Genomic DNA, 17,921 nt, shown 5'->3' on the forward strand with positions numbered 1-17,921 from the left:
TATAGGAACTTACGTTCGACAAAAGTAGTGAGGTTTCCTTCTTCTGGGTGAATTAAACAGGTTTGGGGTGGCTTTAAACAGGTTGGGACCCTCATTAAACAGGTTGTGCGCTCCTTTAAACAGGTTAGGGCCCGCTTTAAACAGGTTCCACGCCCCTTTAAACAGGTTAGCACCAATACTCCCCCGCTCCACGCATACGAAAAGCACAAAAAACACCCTCCCGCAAACCGAGCGGGAGGGTGCCTCTTTATTTAAAACATCCTATTAGTTAATCGTTACATCCTGCAGCATGTAAAGGCCGTTTGGATGCTTCCAGAAGCCTTGAACGTCTTTGTTTACACCTACAAGGTAAGTTGTGTGGTATAGAGACAGCATTGGCGCGTCTTCTACAAGGATTTCAAGAGCTTGCTCGTAGAGGTCCTCACGAGTTGCGTCGTCAGTTTCTCTGCGGGCCTGGTCAAGAACGTCGTCGAGCTCAGCGTTGTCAGTGAATGTACGGTTACCTGCTGCTCCTTTTTGTGAAGAGTGGAACAGTGGGAACATACCGTAGTCTGCGTCACCTGTTACAGTAACCCATCCAAGGATGAACATGTCGTGCTGACCGTTTGCTGTGTTGTCGAGGTAAGCACCCCACTCAAGAACTTCGATGGATACGTCTACGCCGATTTCAGAAAGCTGGTCCTGAACGATGATCGCGATGTCTTCACGCTCAGCGCTTTCGTTTGTCCAGATTGTCGTTTCGAATCCGTCTTCGTAACCTGCTTCAGCAAGAAGCTCTTTCGCGCGCTCAGGATCATATCCAAGCTCGTCCACGCTGTCACTGAAACCGAATACCTGGTCGTTGATTGGAGCGATCGCTTCAGTTGCGTTACCTTCAAGGATACCGTCGATGATGGCACTCTTGTCGATTGCCATTGTAAGGGCCTGACGTACTTTTGGATCGTCGAATGGCTCTTTGTCGTTGTTAAATCCAACGTAAGCTGTGCTCAAACTTCGCTGCTCGTATACGTCAGCGATGTCCATCGCTTCAACACGGGATTTGTTGTTTGGCTCAACCGGATAGGAAATGTGGATATCGCCAGTTTCAAGGTTACCTACACGGGTACTTGGCTCACTGATTACACGGAAAGTAACCTGGTCAACTTTTGCGTTTTCACCCCAGTAGTCTTCGTTTTTGGCAAGAACAACTTCGTTACCTGTGTCCCTGGATTCGAATTTGAAGAATCCTGTACCAGCCGGCTCGCTGTTAAGTACACTTCCCGGGCTTTCGCCGTCTTCCATTGCTTCATAATCAGCATCGATTGCATCCTTACTGATCATGCTTCCGCCTGTGTGGGCAAGGTGGGATGGAAGTGGAGCGAATGGATATTCTGTTTTAAATTGAACAGTGTAGTCATCGACAATGATAACTTCTTCAATCATTTCAAATAGGAACTGACGTGGTGATGCGACTTCAGGATCGAGTACACGGTCGAAGTTTGCTTTTACAACTTCAGCGTTGAATTCGCTTCCATCGTGGAATGTTACGTCTTCACGAAGTTCGAATTCCCAAAGGTCGTCTTCAACGGCTTCCCAGTCTGTAGCAAGAAGCGGCTCAAGCTCCATGTCCTCGCTTTGAGTAAGAAGAGTTTCATAGATATTTGTCTGAACGTTACTTGAAGGAACGTCGTTAGACCCGTGTGGATCCAAAGCAACGATGTCTGCACCGAGTGCGATGACGAGGTTGCCGCCTTCTTCACCTTCTGCTTCTTCCCCGTTGTCTGCGCCACCGTCACCGCCGTCTGTACCAGTGTCTCCGCCTTCGTCCGGCTCACTTGCACAACCAACAAGCGCAACTGCCATGACTGCAGGAATTGCAATGGATTTAAACCATTTACTTTTCTTCAAAATTGTTACCCCCTTGTAAAATTTTTAGAGAATGTTTCATAATCTAAATTACACGATTAAATTTAAAAAGACAAGTTCCAATTGTCGGAACCTTTTATGTATTCGCTATGTGGCGAAAATTATTTTATTAATATAACATTATAAACACTGCAGTTAAGTGCATTATTAGCGCATTATTGTCATAGAAAGCGTTTGCAAATATTGGTATGACAATAATTTCAAGCAGTAGAATCTCTTGTATTATTTTATTGAGATGATATAATTTTTTTTGTGTCTAATTGAATCGCAACAAACAGGTAAATTATCAAATAATTTAGAATAGGGGGAAGAACTGATGGCTGAAACGACTGTTAATAAACCAGCTGCAAAGCCGCCATCGCCGACGGTTGAAAATTTCAAAACCATTTTCAAAAAATTACGCAAAAACAAAGCGGCAATGGTCGGCGGTTACTTTATTATCTTTTTTGTATTAGTGGCAATCTTCGGACCACTTTTTACATCCGGTTCACCGACTTCCATTGATCCGACGAACAGGATGGCATCACCATCTGCGGATAACTGGTTCGGAACTGACCACCAAGGAAGGGATATCTTCACGCGGATCATCCACGGGATGTCCATCACATTATATATCGGCTTTGTTTCCGTATTAATCGGGGCTATAGTCGGGGTGCTTATAGGGGTTATCTCCGGGTATTACGGAAAAAAAGTAGATGCAATTCTCATGCGTTGTATGGACGTGCTTCTTGCGTTCCCTGGTATCCTTCTTGCTCTTGCGATTGTAAGTGTACTGGGAGGAAGCCTGCAAAACGTGATTATCGCCGTTGGTATCTTCTCGGTTCCAATGTTTGCAAGAATTGTGCGTGGTTCCACGCTTGCGGTTCGAAAACTTGAATATGTAGATGCGGTTCGTGCACTGGGTGCAACGGATACGCGCATTATTTTCAGACACATCCTGCCTAACATTATGTCACCCATCATCGTTCAGTCGACGCTCCGTATGGCAACTGCGATTCTGACAGCCAGCGGACTTTCGTTCTTAGGTTTAGGTGCACAGCCGCCGACACCTGAATGGGGTGCCATGCTGAGTGCCGGGCGTAACTATATGTGGGACAGCCCTCACATTGCCTTATTCCCTGGTCTCGCCATTGTCATTGTCGTATTAGCCTTCAACATTTTTGGTGACGGTTTACGCGACGCTCTTGATCCTAAGACGAAATAACGAAGAGAGAGGTGAGAAACGATGTTTGTCTATATCATTCGACGCTTATTACAAACCATCCCCGTACTGATCGGGGTTACAATCTTAGTTTTTTCCATGATGCACCTTATTCCCGGTGACCCGGCTCAGATCATCGCCGGTGAAAGTGCCAGTGAAGCACAGGTTGAACAGATGCGTGAACGACTTGGCTTGAACGAGCCGCTTCCTGTTCAGTATGCAAAATTCATCGGCGGTGTTGTTCAAGGTGACTTAGGGAACTCCATCCGAAGCGGAAATCCGGTTAGTGCCGAGATTGGCGGACGAATTATGGTAACCATAGAGCTCGCCGTATACAGTACGATATTAAGTATTTTTATGGGACTTATTGCCGGTATTGTTTCTGCAACGAAGCGTTACACGTTTCTTGATACAGGAATTATGATTGTGGCTTTGTTCGGACTTTCCATGCCGAACTTCTGGCTTGGACTTATGCTTATTCAGTACTTTGCCCTGCCGCCGCTGCAGTGGTTCCCGGTTTCCGGCTGGGGAACTCCGGGTCATATCGTTCTTCCGGTTATTACACTTGGTACGGCCGGAGCTGCGATTATTGCCCGTATGACCCGTTCGTCCATGCTTGAAGTTATCAATCAGGATTATATCCGTACAGCCCGTGCCAAAGGGGTAAAAGAGAAGTACGTTATTTACAAACACGCCCTTCGTAACGCCCTGATTCCGGTTGTTACGGTAGTTGGACTTCAGTTCGGGGTTCTTCTTGGCGGAACGGTGCTGACAGAAACAGTTTTTGCAATAAACGGTATGGGTCGACTGGTAATTGAGGCGATTAATGCCCGGGACTTCCCGATCGTCCAAGGGTCTGTTCTTGTTATTGCCCTGTTGTTCGTGCTTGTAAACTTGATTGTCGACTTGAGTTACCGATTCTTAAATAAACGAATTGAACTGGATTAAGGAGAGGAGGGTACTTCTATGGAAAAGAAACGAAATATTATTGATGTAAAAGAACTGCAAACATCCTTTTTCGTTGATGGAAAAGAAGTAAAAGCCGTTGACGGCGTTACTTTTGCCGTACCAGGCGGTAAAACGCTCGGAATTGTAGGAGAGTCCGGTTCGGGCAAAAGTATCACCTCTCTTTCCATCATGCGCCTCATTAATGAGCCAGGTGAAATTATAGGCGGCGAAATTAACTTTAACGGGGAAAACCTGTTGAACAAATCCGAGGGCCAGATGCGCCGGATCCGTGGAAATCAGATCTCAATGATTTTCCAGGAGCCGATGACATCGTTGAACCCTGTATTCACGGTAGGGGATCAAATCTCTGAAGCCGTCATGATTCACCAGGGGTTATCGAAGAAAGAAGCGATGAAGAAATCCCTTGAGATGCTTGAGCTCGTAGGAATTCCTTCTCCGAAAGCACGTTTGAAAAACTATCCTCACGAGTTGTCGGGGGGAATGCGCCAGCGTGTGATGATCGCGATTGCTCTTGCGTGCCGTCCGGAGGTGCTGATTGCCGATGAGCCGACGACAGCTCTTGACGTAACGATTCAGGCGCAGATCCTCCGCTTAATTCGTAATCTTCAGGACGAGCTTGATATGAGTGTGATTCTGATTACCCACGACCTTGGTGTTGTAGCTGACACGTGTGACTACGTAGCGGTTATGTACGCCGGTAAAATTGTGGAGTACGCACATGTGAATACACTGTTTGCGAACCCGAAACACCCGTACACGGTTGGACTGTTAAAATCCCTCCCGCGTCACGATATTGATATGGAAGGTGATCTAAGCACCATCAAAGGGACGGTACCAACACCTGATAATATGCCAGAAGGCTGCCGTTTCGCACCGCGATGCCCGTTCGCACGTGAGATGTGCCGCGAGAGCCTGCCTCACTTAGAGGATCTTGAACAAGGAAATCAAGTCCGCTGTTGGATTCATACCGACAAATGGGACGGCCCGGAGGTGAACGTCAAAAATGACTACGAATCTGCTGCAAGTAAACAATCTTAAACAGTATTTTCCTATTAAAGGTGGAATCTTCGGCCGCCGTATCAATGACGTTAAAGCCGTAGACGACATCACATTCGGCGTTCGCGAAGGTGAAACGTTAAGTATCGTAGGAGAGTCCGGCTGTGGTAAATCCACAACAGGCCGTGCGATCCTCCGTCTTGACGAGCCGACGAGCGGTGAAGTTTCGTTCAACGGTGAAGATCTGCTGGCTCTAAGTAAAAGCGACATGCGTAAGCGCCGGAAAGATCTTCAGATTATTTTCCAGGATCCTTATGCTTCCATCAACCCGCGTCAGACAGTGCGCCAGGTTTTAAACGAAGCAATGGAAATTCAAAACGTTGTGCCTAAGGCGAAACGCCTTGACCGCATGATGGAACTGATGGAGACGGTTGGCCTCGGGGCTCACCAGCTTGACCGCTTCCCTCACGAATTCAGCGGCGGACAGCGTCAGCGTATCGGTATTGCACGCGCGCTGGCTGTGGATCCGAAGCTTATCGTCTGTGACGAGAGTGTATCCGCTCTTGACGTATCCATTCAGGCACAGGTATTGAACCTGCTTAAAAAATTACAGAAGGAATTTAACCTCACGTACCTGTTTATATCACACGACCTGGGTGTTGTCCGTCACATTTCCGACCGTGTTATGGTAATGTATCTCGGTAAAATTGTCGAAATCGGTGACAAAAAGTCTGTGTTCGACAATCCGAAGCACCCGTACACGAAGACGTTGCTGTCTGCGATCCCTGTTCCGGATCCGACTGCCACGCGCGATCAGATTGTCCTGAAGGGCGATGTTCCTTCTCCAATCGATCCGCCGACCGGCTGCCGTTTCCACACCCGCTGCCCGTTTGCAACGGACAAGTGTAAAGACGAAGTTCCGGAGCTTCGCAACACTGGCAAGGATATGATGAAAGAAGGCCACAACGCCGCCTGCCATTATATTGAAGAGATTGAAAGCGGCGAGATGAAGCCGAAGTATACGTAAGAACCAAAACCCTGCTCTTTAAGGAGCGGGGTTTTTTGCTGCAGTTAAAGAGGAGGGCAAAGAAGGCATCATTTAAGTCCCCCGCCTGCTTTGGACGGGGGACTTAAATGAGTTTATTCCGGTTGTGATGACAGGCCGACACTCCCTACTCTTTCTCTAATCCTATTTTCTCTTTAAAGTCTTCTATATCATCCCGGTTACTTATCTCGATACGGGGAATACGGTAAGGATCCTGATCGGGACGGGCTTTATCTAAATCACTGGTGAAAGCCATTTTAAAGTCCATTTCTTCCAATAAATCAGCTGTTTTATTGTTATATGCCCCGTATGGATAGGCAAAATAATCAGAACGGTTATTTAGATTGTTCACGCTAATTTCGATGTCTTTTTTCACAGCGCTTATAGGTTCAGAGATGAGATAAGCTACCCCTTTTTCATTCTGGTGATGAAAATTATAGGTGTGACTGTAGTATTCAAATACATCTGTGGCGGCCATGATATCCGAAATACTCAGGTACTGGTTATGGGCCGGTTCATATTCGGAATCTGATTCATCAATATATCCAGTTATAACAAAATTCAGCGCGGTAAATTGATGTTCTTTTAAAATTGGATAGGCTTCAATATGATTGTCTTTAAATCCGTCATCAAATGTAATTAGTACGCTTTTTTCGGGTAAATCTATTTCTCCTCTCATAAATAATTCAAATTCCTTTGAAGTTAACGTTACAAAATCCTCTTTTGCTAAAAGGTCCATTTGCTTCTCAAATTGTGATTTCAGGGTAATGGTTTTGTATAGTTCGCCATTCTTGTTGTAATGATGGTCTTGAATGTCATTATCGTCCAAGATTCTATGATACAACAGAACAGGTATTTCAGGTGCTGCACTGCCCTCATCGACCTTAAAGTCCCTCACGCCCCTGCCCCATCCCTGGTTTGTATCATTTAAATCTATAGATTTATTTTCTGTAAATAAACCACTATTACTATCCATGGCAGTTGCGAAATCATCATAATAATAATTAACAATGGAACTGAAGAAAAATACAAAGGTTAACAGAAATAAGGCATTAACCAGCATTATTCTCATGAGCCCGTCCTCCTGAGCTGACCTCTTTCAGGCGATGTTTGAAAACTCTTTCCATTCCTCCTTGAGGCGTCCCACCCTTCCTTATTTTTCACATACATGATCGTTCCAACCGTTACAAAAACCAAACCCAGCAATCTATAAGTTATAATCTCATAAAGAATAAAGCAGGATATTTTAAAGTAATCCTTTCTGCTGTATGCTAAGCCAAACCTTCTGCTGATCACCATGGCTGTCACACTTCTATAAACAGCGAGTAAAAAGGTTACAGACAGAAAGGCTAAAGCAACCATATAGTTCCCTTGAGTCACTACTAAAATGACGCAGACAAATATGGTAAAAAATGCATTGATAGTTCCAAGAATAAAAGAGTCAAACAACAAGTATATGGAAGGTGCCCAGCCCAGCTTTTTAAAAAAAGCAGTCTTGTAATTAAGGATGCAGTCGAGAAACGCTTTTTGCCACCTTATCCTTTGCTTGAATAAATCAATGAACGATGATGGACATTCCGTATAGCATATGGCTTCTGGAATGAAAACAAGCTTATGCTTTTTATACTTTTCTTTTTTTAATCTCAGGCAGCGGAGTGTAATGTCCATGTCTTCCCCCACTGTCTTCCGGTATCCATTCACTTCCAGCAGTATATTTTTCCTGAAGACACCAAAGGCTCCGGCAATAATTGTCATAGATTGAAACTTGGTTTGTGTTAACCGGTGCAGATAAAAGTCTGTAAGGTATTGAATGATTTGATACTTTATTAACCCTTTGGTATAAAAGGTAGGCTGAAGATTTTTCAGATCTCCATAAAAGCCTTGTCCAATTTGAACCATTCCTCCTGCAGCCATAATATGCTGATCGTCAAACCTGGTATTAATCACATTCAATGAGTTGGATTCGAGTACACTGTCAGCGTCTAAAGTGATCACGATTTCACTCTCAGAATGGTCAATCCCTGCATTTAATGCGTCAGCCTTCCCCCCATTTTCCTTATCAATCATATAAATATTCGGATAAACAGCAGATTTATAGAGGCCTTTAATGAGGTTATAAGAAAGTGATTCATCCGATGACTTTATGACCCGTTTCATTTTTAATTTATTTATGAGCAACTCTTTTGTCTGGTCGACGGATCCGTCGTTAATGATGATGACTTCATAGTTCGAATAGTCTAAATGATGAATCCCCTCAATACAGTTCATAATTATTTTTTCTTCATTAAAAGCCGGTATTAAAATAGAAATACGTTTTTCCTCACTCGTTTTAATAAATTCTCTTTTTTCTTTCACCAAGTATAGGGGTACAAAGATATACAGGATTTGAAAAACGATAAATATTGAGAATAACGATAGTGTAAGGATCATCATTTTACTCTCCCCCTTCAGCTCGGTAAACTCTCACATAATCGACTTCAAAAAATTGAGGAAAGGACGTCGTTTTATCCGGGGAGCCTGGCCAATCGCCGCCAATCGCTGTGTTTATATACAAATACATCTCTTCATGAGGGACAAATTGATTGGTTTTAAATCTTTCAATTCCATCAATAAACCACCTGATTTCTGATGGGTTCCACTCAATTCCGTAAGTATGGTACCCCTTGGAATAATCACTGCCATAATATGAGCTAAAATCACTTGAGAGGTTGCCCTCTTCATCCTCCCAATGAACCACCATCCATATTTCATTCGGCTTATCACCTAACATTTCTAAAATATCAATCTCAGGAAGCCATGTATGATCTATGTTTGGAAGAAGCCAAAATGCCGGAAACATTCCCTTTCCTTCCGGGAGACGGGCCCTCATTTCTATTTTTCCGTACTTAAAACTAAACTTGTCCTTTGAATGGACTGCACCGGATGTATACGACCGGTCTTCATAAATCTCAATTTTACTGGATAATATAAGGTTGCCATTACGCACGCTCACATTTTCCGGAGTATAGTATTGTAATTCATTGTTCTTTTCAGCAGGCCAATATTCTGTATTCCAACGACTCGTATCTAAAGCGTCCTCTTCAAATTCGTCTCTCCAAATCAATCTCCATTTTTTTTCATTCTCATCATAGTATTGAGGTACAATTAAACTTTCGGGCCCTAAATTTCTTTTTAAGTCGTTAGCATTAACGGCCCTGGCAGCATGCATGGTTACTTCCGTTATTTCTTCCACCTGCGTTTTGAACTGACTGATTAAACTCTCAAACAGAAAAGGGATAGACCCAAACACTATGACAAGTATTACGATTGATAGACTCTTTATCAGAAACACCCCGTTTATTGTTCTTAATAAAGAACAAACAGATCAAAAAAATAAGTTCTTTATAATGCTTGGGTTTGTTCTATATAAAGAATAATACTACTAAATAATTAGAAAGTAAACTAAAAAGACATAAGATTAAACAATAATTGATAAAGTTCATATACCTGAGTGGTTCTTTATAAAGAATTACAGCCCCTCTTCCCCCTCTTTTCTATATGTAAAATAATAGCATCCTGTCGTATGTAGAAGAATTACGCGTTAAATTTGTCTTGATTGACGCACAACCCTGGTAATGCCATAATTTTACTAACTTAATAGAAGAGATGATATGTTTGATCAAAAAAAACCGCAGTATTCCGCTTGCTCTCCTTATTGCAGAAGCTGCTCACAGGCGCACGCCCCCCTTGCATCCCCGGTATCCTTATATAAAAAAGGACCACAGAAATTTTTCCTCCGGCTATAAAGGGGAATCCTCCGTTGATTACTACCTCAAGAACTGCCCTCTTTCTTCAAGTTACATCTATCACAACCTGAGGTTTGAACGTCCAGATGATGAAGCATTCGAAATGGATGTACTCCTAACTTTTCCCGGATATTTGTTAATTCTGGAAGTGAAGCACTACTCCGGCGAACCTGTTACGTTAAAGGCGGACCCTCACCAGCTTACATGGAAATCGTATGAAAAGAAGAAGAATACGTTTGATGATCCCATATTGCAAGTGAAGCAACAGAAAAAGCAACTCCAACTCTGGCTCAGGACCAATAATCTGCCCCCGATGCCCGTCGAATACTTCGTTGTAATGGCCAATCCCCATTGTGAAGTGATCCTCTCCCCCTCTTATAAAGAGCGCGACCGCGTCATTCGCCCCTCTTATCTCGAATATCTCATTTATGAATTTGATCAGAAGCATAAGAAGAGTATTTTAACTGAAGGTGTGCTTCGGGATCTGGACCAAGCCCTGTTGAGTCAGCATAGGGAGCTTTTTAAGCCGGGGATGGAGCGGTATAATGTGTCTTTTGAGGAACTGAAGAAAGGGGTTCATTGTCCGGACTGTAAGTATTTAAAGATGCGGAAGGTTCATAGAACTTGGGAGTGTGCTGCTTGTGGTTTTTATTCGAAAGAAGTGTTGCTCGATACACTCAAAGACTATTACCTCAAGACCGGGAAATCTATAACTAATCAGTTGTTCTCTCAATGGTGTGAAATAAATAACAGGAAGACGATTAAGAAGACATTTAAGCGTCTCGATCTTAATTATGATGGGGAAACAAAAGCCAGAAGATATTTTCTGGGGGCGTTAATTCCTTAGGGGGGAAAAAGTGAAGTTAGGGGGGAATTAATTCGACTTAGGGGAGAAATAACTTACATAAGAGGTGAATCCCCCCTCCTCTCAACCAAAAAAAACAAGCCCGCAGGCTTATCTTCTAACAAAATGCTTAAGCTTCTCCAAATAATCCTCTCTGTTTTGTTCGAATTGACAGATAACTTTAATCCTGTCATAATTCATATCAATCGAAACTGCACCGAAAATGATAAATCCTCCTCTTCACCTATTGAAGAGGATGTTTTCGTTTTTTGCCAGGATAAAAGAAAGGAGTGCAGTTATGAGCCCTTTAATGAAAAGAAAGCCGATCGTCTTTTGTGACTTTGACGGTACGATTACGGTAAAAGACAACATCATCACGATTATGAAGGAGTTTGCGCCACCCGAGTGGAAGGCAATCAAAGACGATATCTTCGAGGAGAGAATCTCCCTTCGCGAAGGCGTTGGAAGAATGTTTTCTCTTATTCCTTCCGCAAAGAAAATTGAGATTGTAAATTATGTGTTGGAACAGGCGGAGATGCGTAAAGGGTTCACTGAATTTTTAGCGTTTGCAAGAAACCGCGGGATCCGGATTCGCGTGGTCAGTGGCGGGATTGATTTTTTCATCGAGCCCCTTTTGGAACCGTACAAGCTTCTCGATCAGCTTTTCTGTAATGGAAGTGACTTTTCTGGGGACACGATCCGAATTACCTGGCCTCATGCGTGTGATGAAGCCTGCGATAAGGATTGCGGCTGCTGTAAAGCTTCCATTCTCCGGCAGTTCCCTGACGATGAATACTATAAAATTGTGATTGGAGATTCCATATCGAACCTTGAAGCCGCAAAAGAAGCACATCAGGTTTTTGCCTGCGATGATTTTCTCTTGGAAAAATGCCGTGAGTTCGGGCTGAACCATACTTCATTTACCACTTTTTATGACGTGATTAGTCAGATCGAACAACAGCGGGAGATAGCCGGCCGGCGGTAGGTAAGGTTCATGCACGCTCCAGTGGGGCGTGCATGTGTTTTTTGCGGGCTTTTGGACTTTAAAGAAGTAACTTCTTTGGGGGAAGAATTGAGCAGAATCCTCTCTGTTTTATTCAGCAAAAACTCTTTAGAAAATAAATAAATCCCCCCACCACTAATAAAGACAAGCCCCAAAAGGCTTGTCTTCTCACTCAGATCTTATACAATTCCGGGCGGCGGTCTTCGTAGATCGTCATGCGGTCGCGGATCGTGTCCACTTCGCTCGTGTCAATTTCTCCCCGGAGAACGAGCTCCTGCCGGTCATCGGCTTCGGCAACGACTTTTCCCCACGGGTCAATTATAATCGAATGGCCGCCGAACTCGTTGTTCGGGTCGCTCCCCACACGGTTGCAGGCCACCACGTAGCACTGATTTTCGATGGCGCGGCTGATGAGCAGCGCCCGCCAGTGATCGACGCGGGGCTTCGGCCACTCAGCCACTACATAAAGGGTCTTGCTCCCTTGCAGCATGTGGGTACGAATCCACTCCGGGAAACGGATATCGTAGCAGATCACGCCGGCACACGGCTCGCCGTCAAGCTCAAAATTCCCGTCTTCGTTCCCTTCTTTAAGGAATTTTTCCTCGCTCATCAAGCGGAACAGGTGCGCTTTCGAGTATTCTTTCACGAGCTCACCTTCACGGTTAATCACAAGCATCGTATTGGTGACGTCACCATTGGCTGTTTGTTTTGCAACAGAGCCGCCTACAACGTTCACCGAGTATTCTTTCGCCAGAGCTGAAATAAAGCCGACAGTCTCTTCTGCCCCGCGGTCCGCGATCTCATCAAGACGCCCGAGATCATAGCCGGTCGTCCAGAGTTCGGGCAGGACAACTACGTCTGTTTTCTGTTTCATAGCTTCATGAAAATACCGCTCCACTTTTGTGCGGTTCGCTTTTGGATCGCCAAAAGCAATATCTATTTGAAGAAGTGCAGTGTTTACTTTCATATTCAGGCTCCTTTTTTGTTGTGGTTGTGATCAACAGTATAAGATTTGTGTTACTATTTCAAGTATTACGAGAATTTTTTTCTGGAGTGATTGCTATGCGTACATTTGAACCGTCTGATACATTAAAGCGTCTGCCCGAGCAGTTTTTTGCCCGGCTTGCCAAACAAGTCCAGGATCTTGCGGCTGAAGGTCATGATCTGATCAACCTCGGCCAGGGAAATCCGGACCTGCCTACCCCTGAACATATTGTTTCAGAACTTCAGGAAGCAGCGGAAAACCCTCTTTATCATAAGTATTCCCCTTTCACGGGACACCTTTTTTTAAAAGAAGCGATCGCTGCGTTTTACAAGCAGGAGTATGATGTGGATGTGGACCCCGAGACGGAGGTGGCTGTTTTGTTCGGGGCGAAGACCGGTCTTGTGGAGATCAGCGAGTGCCTCCTGAACCCAGGGGATCTCGCCCTTCTCCCCGATCCGGGCTACCCGGACTACATGTCCGGCATCGCCCTTGCCAATGCCCGGACATCGTTTATGCCGCTGCTTGAAGAGAACCGCTTTTTGCCTGACTACAAAAGCATCAATGAGAACACCCTCGATGAGGCGAAGCTTCTCTTTTTAAACTACCCGAACAACCCGACGTCGGCGGTGGCTGACGTATCGTTTTTTGACCAGACCGTGGCCTTGGGCAAAAAACACGATATTTGCGTTGTCCACGATTTCGCGTACGGCGCGATTGGATTCGATGGGGAAAAGCCGAGAAGCTTTCTTCAAAGTGAGGGAGCCAAGGATGTCGGGGTGGAAATGTACACCCTCTCGAAGACGTACAACATGGCGGGCTGGCGCGTTGGCTTTGCAGTCGGAAACCCGTCAGTGATTAAGAGTCTTAATTTGATTCAGGATCACAGATATGTAAGCTTGTTCGGTGCAGTCCAGCAGGCGGCCGCCAAAGCGTTAACCGGTGACCAGAGCGCGGTTCGTGATCTCGTGGAAACATATGAACACCGCCGAAATGTACTGATTCCGGCATTGAATGACATTGGCTGGAAGGTGCCTGAGTCCAAAGGTACGTTCTTTGCGTGGCTTCCTGTGCCTGAAGGGTACACGTCTGAAGCGTTTGCTGAACTGCTGTTGGACAGGGCTCATGTGGTGACCGCCCCCGGGAACGGCTTCGGTGAGTGCGGCGAAGGCTATTTGCGCGTCGGCCTCCTCGCCAGTGAAGAGCGGCTGCTTGAGGCTGTCCGGCGGATCGATGACTTGAAACTGTTTGATTGACTGAATGGCAGCACTTCTTTTAGGGAGTGCTGTTTTTTGCGCAAGGTGGTTTGGGGTTATCGTTAATCCTGTGAAGGTTATCATGATTTTTCTGTATTATCATGAATCCTCCCGAACTTAGAATCCCCCCTCCCCCAACAGCCCAAAAACCCCGGTGCCAAATCATCGGCAGCGGGGTTTCCGGAAGAGGTTCAGCTCTCTGTTCCGGCGTCTTCTTCCGGTGAGGTGATGATGTCGTCACTGGTATCTGAGTCATCACCTACGTGGTGGTCAAAGTAGTTTTCTGTCATGCGCTCTTCATTGTCCGTGAGGTCGATGTCGTGCCTGAAAAAGGCCATGAAGGCAAAAACAATGACGAGAAAAAGTAATGACCCGTATTTTTGCAACCACTTGCTATTCATCGTATTGTCCCTCCTCTTCCTGAATATCGTCCTGATCGAAGAAGTCTGTGTCTTCTTCCTCTTCTTTTTCCGGATCGCTCGCTTCCCACTTTCCTCCCCGGCGAGGGTCTGATGCCCCGTAGAGAATTTCGTTTGACGTATCTATAAGCATTGCCTGAATGCCGCCAAAGAACATATCACTGTCGTCCTGCTGAACAATCCAGCCTTCAATGTCTTCCCGGTCATTTAAGCGGGCTTCCAGGTCCACCTGCCAGTCCGACGGGAATTTGTAATCCACGAACACACCGATTTCACCAGTACGGTCAATCCGGTCATCAAAGTGGAAGCGCGGCTGTTCGACGGCTGCTTTCAGGCCGTAATCAAAGATTTCCTTTTGAATCAGTGTCTGGGCGAGCATATTCGGAATACGGGCCCCACCCGGGGAACCCATGCCGAGAACTCCTTTTTCCTCGCTCACCAGAATGGTCGGTGCCATAAAACTTCTCGGCCTTTTGCCCGGTTCATAGCGGTTGATTGATTCCGGTGACTGGTTAAAGTTGCTCAGCTGATCGTTCAGGAAGTAGCCTCCGAAATACTGACCCGAGCCGAAAAAGTTACTCAGGGTGTGGGTCACAGAGATCATCCGTCCTTCTTTATCCACGATTACAAAATGACTGGTATTGTTATGGTTGTTTGTCATGGCCGGGGCGTCGTCTTCCATCTCTTCTGAAACGACTCCTTCCCTGGCATCTGCGGCCAGTTCCTGGGCATATTCCTCTGATGTGAGGCGGTTCAGATTCTCAAGAAACGGGTTTTCCCATTGGTTCCCCTGATTAAAATCAGGGTCCGCAATAAACTGCAGACGATCGTTGTAGGCTTCAATCTGTACCCTCGAAAGAAGCTCTGCATAAGTAAGATACCACGATTCGTCATCGTTTTCATTTTCTTTTATTTCCTCTAAATCCAGATATTCCGAAGCCTGGAGAAGCTGAATAAGCGTCGGTCCTGCCAGAGGTGCAGGAGCGCTGTAAACACTGTATCCCTGAAACGTGCCGGTGACCGGTTCAGGCTGCTTAACCTGATATTGCTGAAAGTCGTTTACCGTCAGGCCAGGGTAACGCTGTTCCATTGCCGGTGCGAGTACTTCCAAAAAGTACTGGCGGGGGCCCATTTCCTGTATTGTCCGAAGGGTTTCCGCCAGCTCTTCCTGCACAAGGAGGCCTCCGCTCTGGATTGTCTCTGCCCCTTCATAAAAGTGAGGAATCTGGGAAGGGTCCATTCTGTACTGGGCATGGACAAGCCGTCCGGCTAAATAGCGGTCTACTTCAAATCCCTCTTCGGCAATTTGAATGGCCGGCTCGAGAAGGTCTGCAAAGCTCAGGTTTCCGGAAGCATAGTTATCAAAGACGGTGCTCATCCCGATTAAAAAGCCCGGGATCCCAAAGCTGCTGCCGTACTGTTCAGCCGTGGGAATGTTATAGGGTGCTGTCTCCCTGTAGTCAAGGTATTGTGGAGCTGCACCGAACTGGGGGTCGTAATAAAGGAGTGAGCCTCCTCCCCCAATGCCCGAGCCATAAGGTTCGACGACATTGAGCATGAAAGAGACCGCGATAAAGGCGTCTGCCGCGTTGCCTCCTTCTTTGAGGACTTTCATCCCTGCATCAACAGCATATGGGTGAGCAGCACTTACACCATACGACTGTTCACCACTGGCGATTTCCTCTTCCGGGATATCATCATCTTCCTGCAGACCCTGGTTCTGGGTGAACTCAATTTCATTAAAGCCGGCGATTAAAAAGACGATGATTAAAACAGTTCCGATGATGTTTGTTGCAAAGCGAAGGCGCATCCGTCTCACTCCTTTCTTTTACAGGGAATCTCCCTCGTCATTTCCACCAATCTCAAGGTAAAGCTTACCGTCATCCCGCCACGCGTTGACATCGCTTCCGAGTTCTTTCGTGAGGGTTCTGAAGATCCGCTGCTTCTGAATGCTGCCAAAAGGCTCTGTAGCAGGAAGCGGAGTCGCCTCTCTGATCATCATGGGTGAAAAAATATACTGTTTTTTGCCGTCCTCAAATAAATGAAACTGGGTAATGAGAGCATCTGAGGTTCTTGACCACCCCTGGTCTGAGATAAAGTTGCCGACACCGTACAAAATGAGACTGTCCTCATATACCTCCATCGGGCTGATTACGTGAGAGTAGTGTCCGACAATCAAGTCCGCGCCGAGATCGACAAGGTAGTGGGCAATCTCCCGCTGTCTGGAGAAGATGCGGTTGTTAAAGTTCTCTCCCCAGTGGGCATGAACAACTACAAAGTCAGCCTGCTCTTCGGCAAGCTGGACAGCTTCGTAGACATCAGCAAGCCGGCGGGTCGTAAGCACGCCGGAACGGTCCTGGTCCACCGCGTGGTTAGGCGCATAGATATCTGTGAAGCCGACCGTCGCCACCATTGTCCCGTTAATCTCCTGCACTGCCGGTGTAATTGCCTGCTCTGTATTGACTCCTGCCCCTACATAGCTGATTTCATTTTCATATAAATCAAAGACATTTAACGTGTTGCGAAAGCCGAGATATTTAAAGTCAAACTGATTGTTGTTGGCAAGATTTACGTTCGTAAATCCCTGGTTAATAAGGGATTCCACACTTTCATAGGTGGTAGAAAATATCATCTGCTTGTTTTCGTTCTCCGTAATGTTTTCAAGGGTATCGCCGTTTTTATTTTCCATGGCACTTGTTGGCATATCGATGATCGTCTGCTTGAAATTGCCGCTCACATAGTCTGAGGCATCAAAATACGGCTTTGCAAATGTAAACAGCTCATCAAACCCTTTTCTGGACACTACCTCTTCCACATAGCGTCCGAACATGAGGTCTCCTACAACGGTCCCGGTCACAACCGATTCCTCGTCTTTTTCAACATCAGGTATCTGAGCAAAGCTTACAATCTGACCGAGTGTGATCAGCAGAAAAAGAGCAATAAGAAACACGAGTGCGTGCTTGTCTGCCTTTTCTTTATGTCTTTTTGTAAGTGCAAGGAGCTTTTCTTTTTTCGTTAGATAACGCTTATTTTTCATAATTGACCCGCCTTAAAACATGTAGTAGATGGTCATGATTAAAAACGTGAGTCCACTGAGGACCATGGTGCTCGTCACGGTTATGTAGACACCTTGTTTTTCAAATGAGTTGGCAATGAGTCCCGGTACAATGACCCCGATTCCACGCAGTTCATAAATCTCAAATGGAAACACTGGATAGAAGAAGTCAAAGGCAAGCTTGAGTACAACACCTGTCAGGAGCATCGCTGCAAATTTCCGGCGTCCGTAAAGAATCGTGAACCTCGAGAACACATGAACAACCAGAAAGTAAATGGCACAGCTGATAAAGAAGATAGACATAAGGAAAAAGGGCTGATCGTAAATCAGGGCCAGATACCCCGGGACAATAATCCCCGCCGGCAGAGCTCCTGCTTTTTCTGCATAAATCAAACTTAGTACAATTCCGACAACCAATGTGATATATAAATCGGCTCCAAACACTGGATGCCACCTCCCTT

At 45.6% G+C, this 17,921-nt stretch carries 16 protein-coding genes; 7 read left to right on the forward strand and 9 right to left on the reverse strand.

The features are described from left to right. Window positions 1-264: 264 nt before the first annotated feature. Window positions 265-1,887 carry a glutathione ABC transporter substrate-binding protein gene (locus EBO34_RS13755; RefSeq protein ID WP_346725803.1) on the reverse strand — a complete coding sequence of 541 codons (1,623 nt, stop codon included), beginning with the start codon at window positions 1,885-1,887 and terminating at the stop codon, window positions 265-267. 334 nt (window positions 1,888-2,221) lie between these two features. Between EBO34_RS13755 and opp1C the strand changes: the two genes are divergently transcribed. The 4 genes from opp1C to EBO34_RS13775 are packed head-to-tail and all read left to right on the forward strand — an operon-like array spanning window position 2,222 to window position 6,098. Next, window positions 2,222-3,109 carry a nickel/cobalt ABC transporter permease gene (gene opp1C, locus EBO34_RS13760; protein ID WP_122899505.1) on the forward strand — a complete coding sequence of 296 codons (888 nt, stop codon included), beginning with the start codon at window positions 2,222-2,224 and terminating at the stop codon, window positions 3,107-3,109. Window positions 3,110-3,130: 21 nt separating this feature from the next. Continuing rightward, complete coding sequence (locus EBO34_RS13765) at window positions 3,131-4,054, forward strand: ABC transporter permease (protein ID WP_122899506.1); 924 nt, start codon at window positions 3,131-3,133, stop codon at window positions 4,052-4,054. Window positions 4,055-4,072: 18 nt separating this feature from the next. Then, window positions 4,073-5,113: an ABC transporter ATP-binding protein gene (locus EBO34_RS13770; protein WP_122899508.1), complete on the forward strand. Its 1,041-nt coding sequence runs from the start codon at window positions 4,073-4,075 to the stop codon at window positions 5,111-5,113. After that, window positions 5,079-6,098: an ABC transporter ATP-binding protein gene (locus tag EBO34_RS13775; protein ID WP_122899510.1), complete on the forward strand. Its 1,020-nt coding sequence runs from the start codon at window positions 5,079-5,081 to the stop codon at window positions 6,096-6,098. Before EBO34_RS13770 ends, EBO34_RS13775 begins: the two co-directional genes overlap by 35 nt. A 145-nt stretch (window positions 6,099-6,243) precedes the next feature. Here the strand turns inward: EBO34_RS13775 and EBO34_RS13780 are convergent, their stop codons facing one another. From EBO34_RS13780 to EBO34_RS13790, 3 genes are read right to left on the reverse strand one after another with little or no spacing between them, the layout of a single operon-like run. Beyond that, window positions 6,244-7,188: a polysaccharide deacetylase family protein gene (locus EBO34_RS13780; RefSeq protein ID WP_122899512.1), complete on the reverse strand. Its 945-nt coding sequence runs from the start codon at window positions 7,186-7,188 to the stop codon at window positions 6,244-6,246. After that, window positions 7,185-8,549, reverse strand: coding sequence for a glycosyltransferase family 2 protein (locus EBO34_RS13785; protein ID WP_122899514.1), 1,365 nt, complete (start codon window positions 8,547-8,549; stop codon window positions 7,185-7,187). The genes EBO34_RS13780 and EBO34_RS13785 overlap by 4 nt, the downstream gene beginning before the upstream one ends. A gap of 1 nt (window position 8,550) precedes the next feature. Beyond that, complete coding sequence (locus EBO34_RS13790) at window positions 8,551-9,447, reverse strand: glycoside hydrolase family 16 protein (protein WP_249414100.1); 897 nt, start codon at window positions 9,445-9,447, stop codon at window positions 8,551-8,553. Window positions 9,448-9,770: 323 nt separating this feature from the next. On the opposite strand from EBO34_RS13790, the gene EBO34_RS13795 reads away from it, so the two are divergent. Both EBO34_RS13795 and EBO34_RS13800 read left to right on the forward strand, forming a co-directional pair. Then, a complete protein-coding gene (locus EBO34_RS13795) occupies window positions 9,771-10,748 on the forward strand; it encodes a nuclease-related domain-containing protein (protein WP_183163882.1) in 978 nt (325 codons plus the stop codon). A gap of 307 nt (window positions 10,749-11,055) precedes the next feature. Further along, window positions 11,056-11,730 (forward strand): 2-hydroxy-3-keto-5-methylthiopentenyl-1-phosphate phosphatase, encoded by a 675-nt coding sequence (locus tag EBO34_RS13800; RefSeq protein WP_122900113.1) that lies wholly within the window; start codon window positions 11,056-11,058, stop codon window positions 11,728-11,730. Between the two features lie 190 nt (window positions 11,731-11,920). Here EBO34_RS13800 and EBO34_RS13805 read toward each other — a convergent pair whose 3' ends face one another. After that, window positions 11,921-12,715 carry a carbon-nitrogen family hydrolase gene (locus EBO34_RS13805; protein WP_122899521.1) on the reverse strand — a complete coding sequence of 265 codons (795 nt, stop codon included), beginning with the start codon at window positions 12,713-12,715 and terminating at the stop codon, window positions 11,921-11,923. 95 nt (window positions 12,716-12,810) lie between these two features. Here EBO34_RS13805 and EBO34_RS13810 point away from each other — a divergent pair, with 95 nt between their 5' ends. Further along, window positions 12,811-13,986, forward strand: a complete 1,176-nt coding sequence (locus EBO34_RS13810; RefSeq protein WP_122899523.1) for a pyridoxal phosphate-dependent aminotransferase — start codon at window positions 12,811-12,813, stop codon at window positions 13,984-13,986. Window positions 13,987-14,177: 191 nt separating this feature from the next. Here the strand turns inward: EBO34_RS13810 and EBO34_RS13815 are convergent, their stop codons facing one another. Genes EBO34_RS13815 through pgsC form a run of 4 tightly spaced genes read right to left on the reverse strand, consistent with a single transcriptional unit; the run spans window position 14,178 to window position 17,904 of the window. Then, on the reverse strand, window positions 14,178-14,387 hold the full coding sequence (locus EBO34_RS13815; protein WP_122899525.1) for a hypothetical protein: 210 nt from the start codon (window positions 14,385-14,387) through the stop codon (window positions 14,178-14,180). Further along, complete coding sequence (locus EBO34_RS13820; RefSeq protein ID WP_122899527.1) at window positions 14,380-16,215, reverse strand: gamma-glutamyltransferase family protein; 1,836 nt, start codon at window positions 16,213-16,215, stop codon at window positions 14,380-14,382. Before EBO34_RS13820 ends, EBO34_RS13815 begins: the two co-directional genes overlap by 8 nt. A gap of 18 nt (window positions 16,216-16,233) precedes the next feature. Then, window positions 16,234-17,442, reverse strand: a complete 1,209-nt coding sequence (locus EBO34_RS13825; protein WP_122899529.1) for a CapA family protein — start codon at window positions 17,440-17,442, stop codon at window positions 16,234-16,236. Between the two features lie 12 nt (window positions 17,443-17,454). After that, a complete protein-coding gene (pgsC, locus tag EBO34_RS13830) occupies window positions 17,455-17,904 on the reverse strand; it encodes a poly-gamma-glutamate biosynthesis protein PgsC (protein WP_122899531.1) in 450 nt (149 codons plus the stop codon). Window positions 17,905-17,921: the final 17 nt, after the last annotated feature.

It is taken from the genome of Alteribacter keqinensis, from assembly GCF_003710255.1.
GTDB classification, from domain to species: domain Bacteria; phylum Bacillota; class Bacilli; order Bacillales; family Salisediminibacteriaceae; genus Alteribacter; species Alteribacter keqinensis.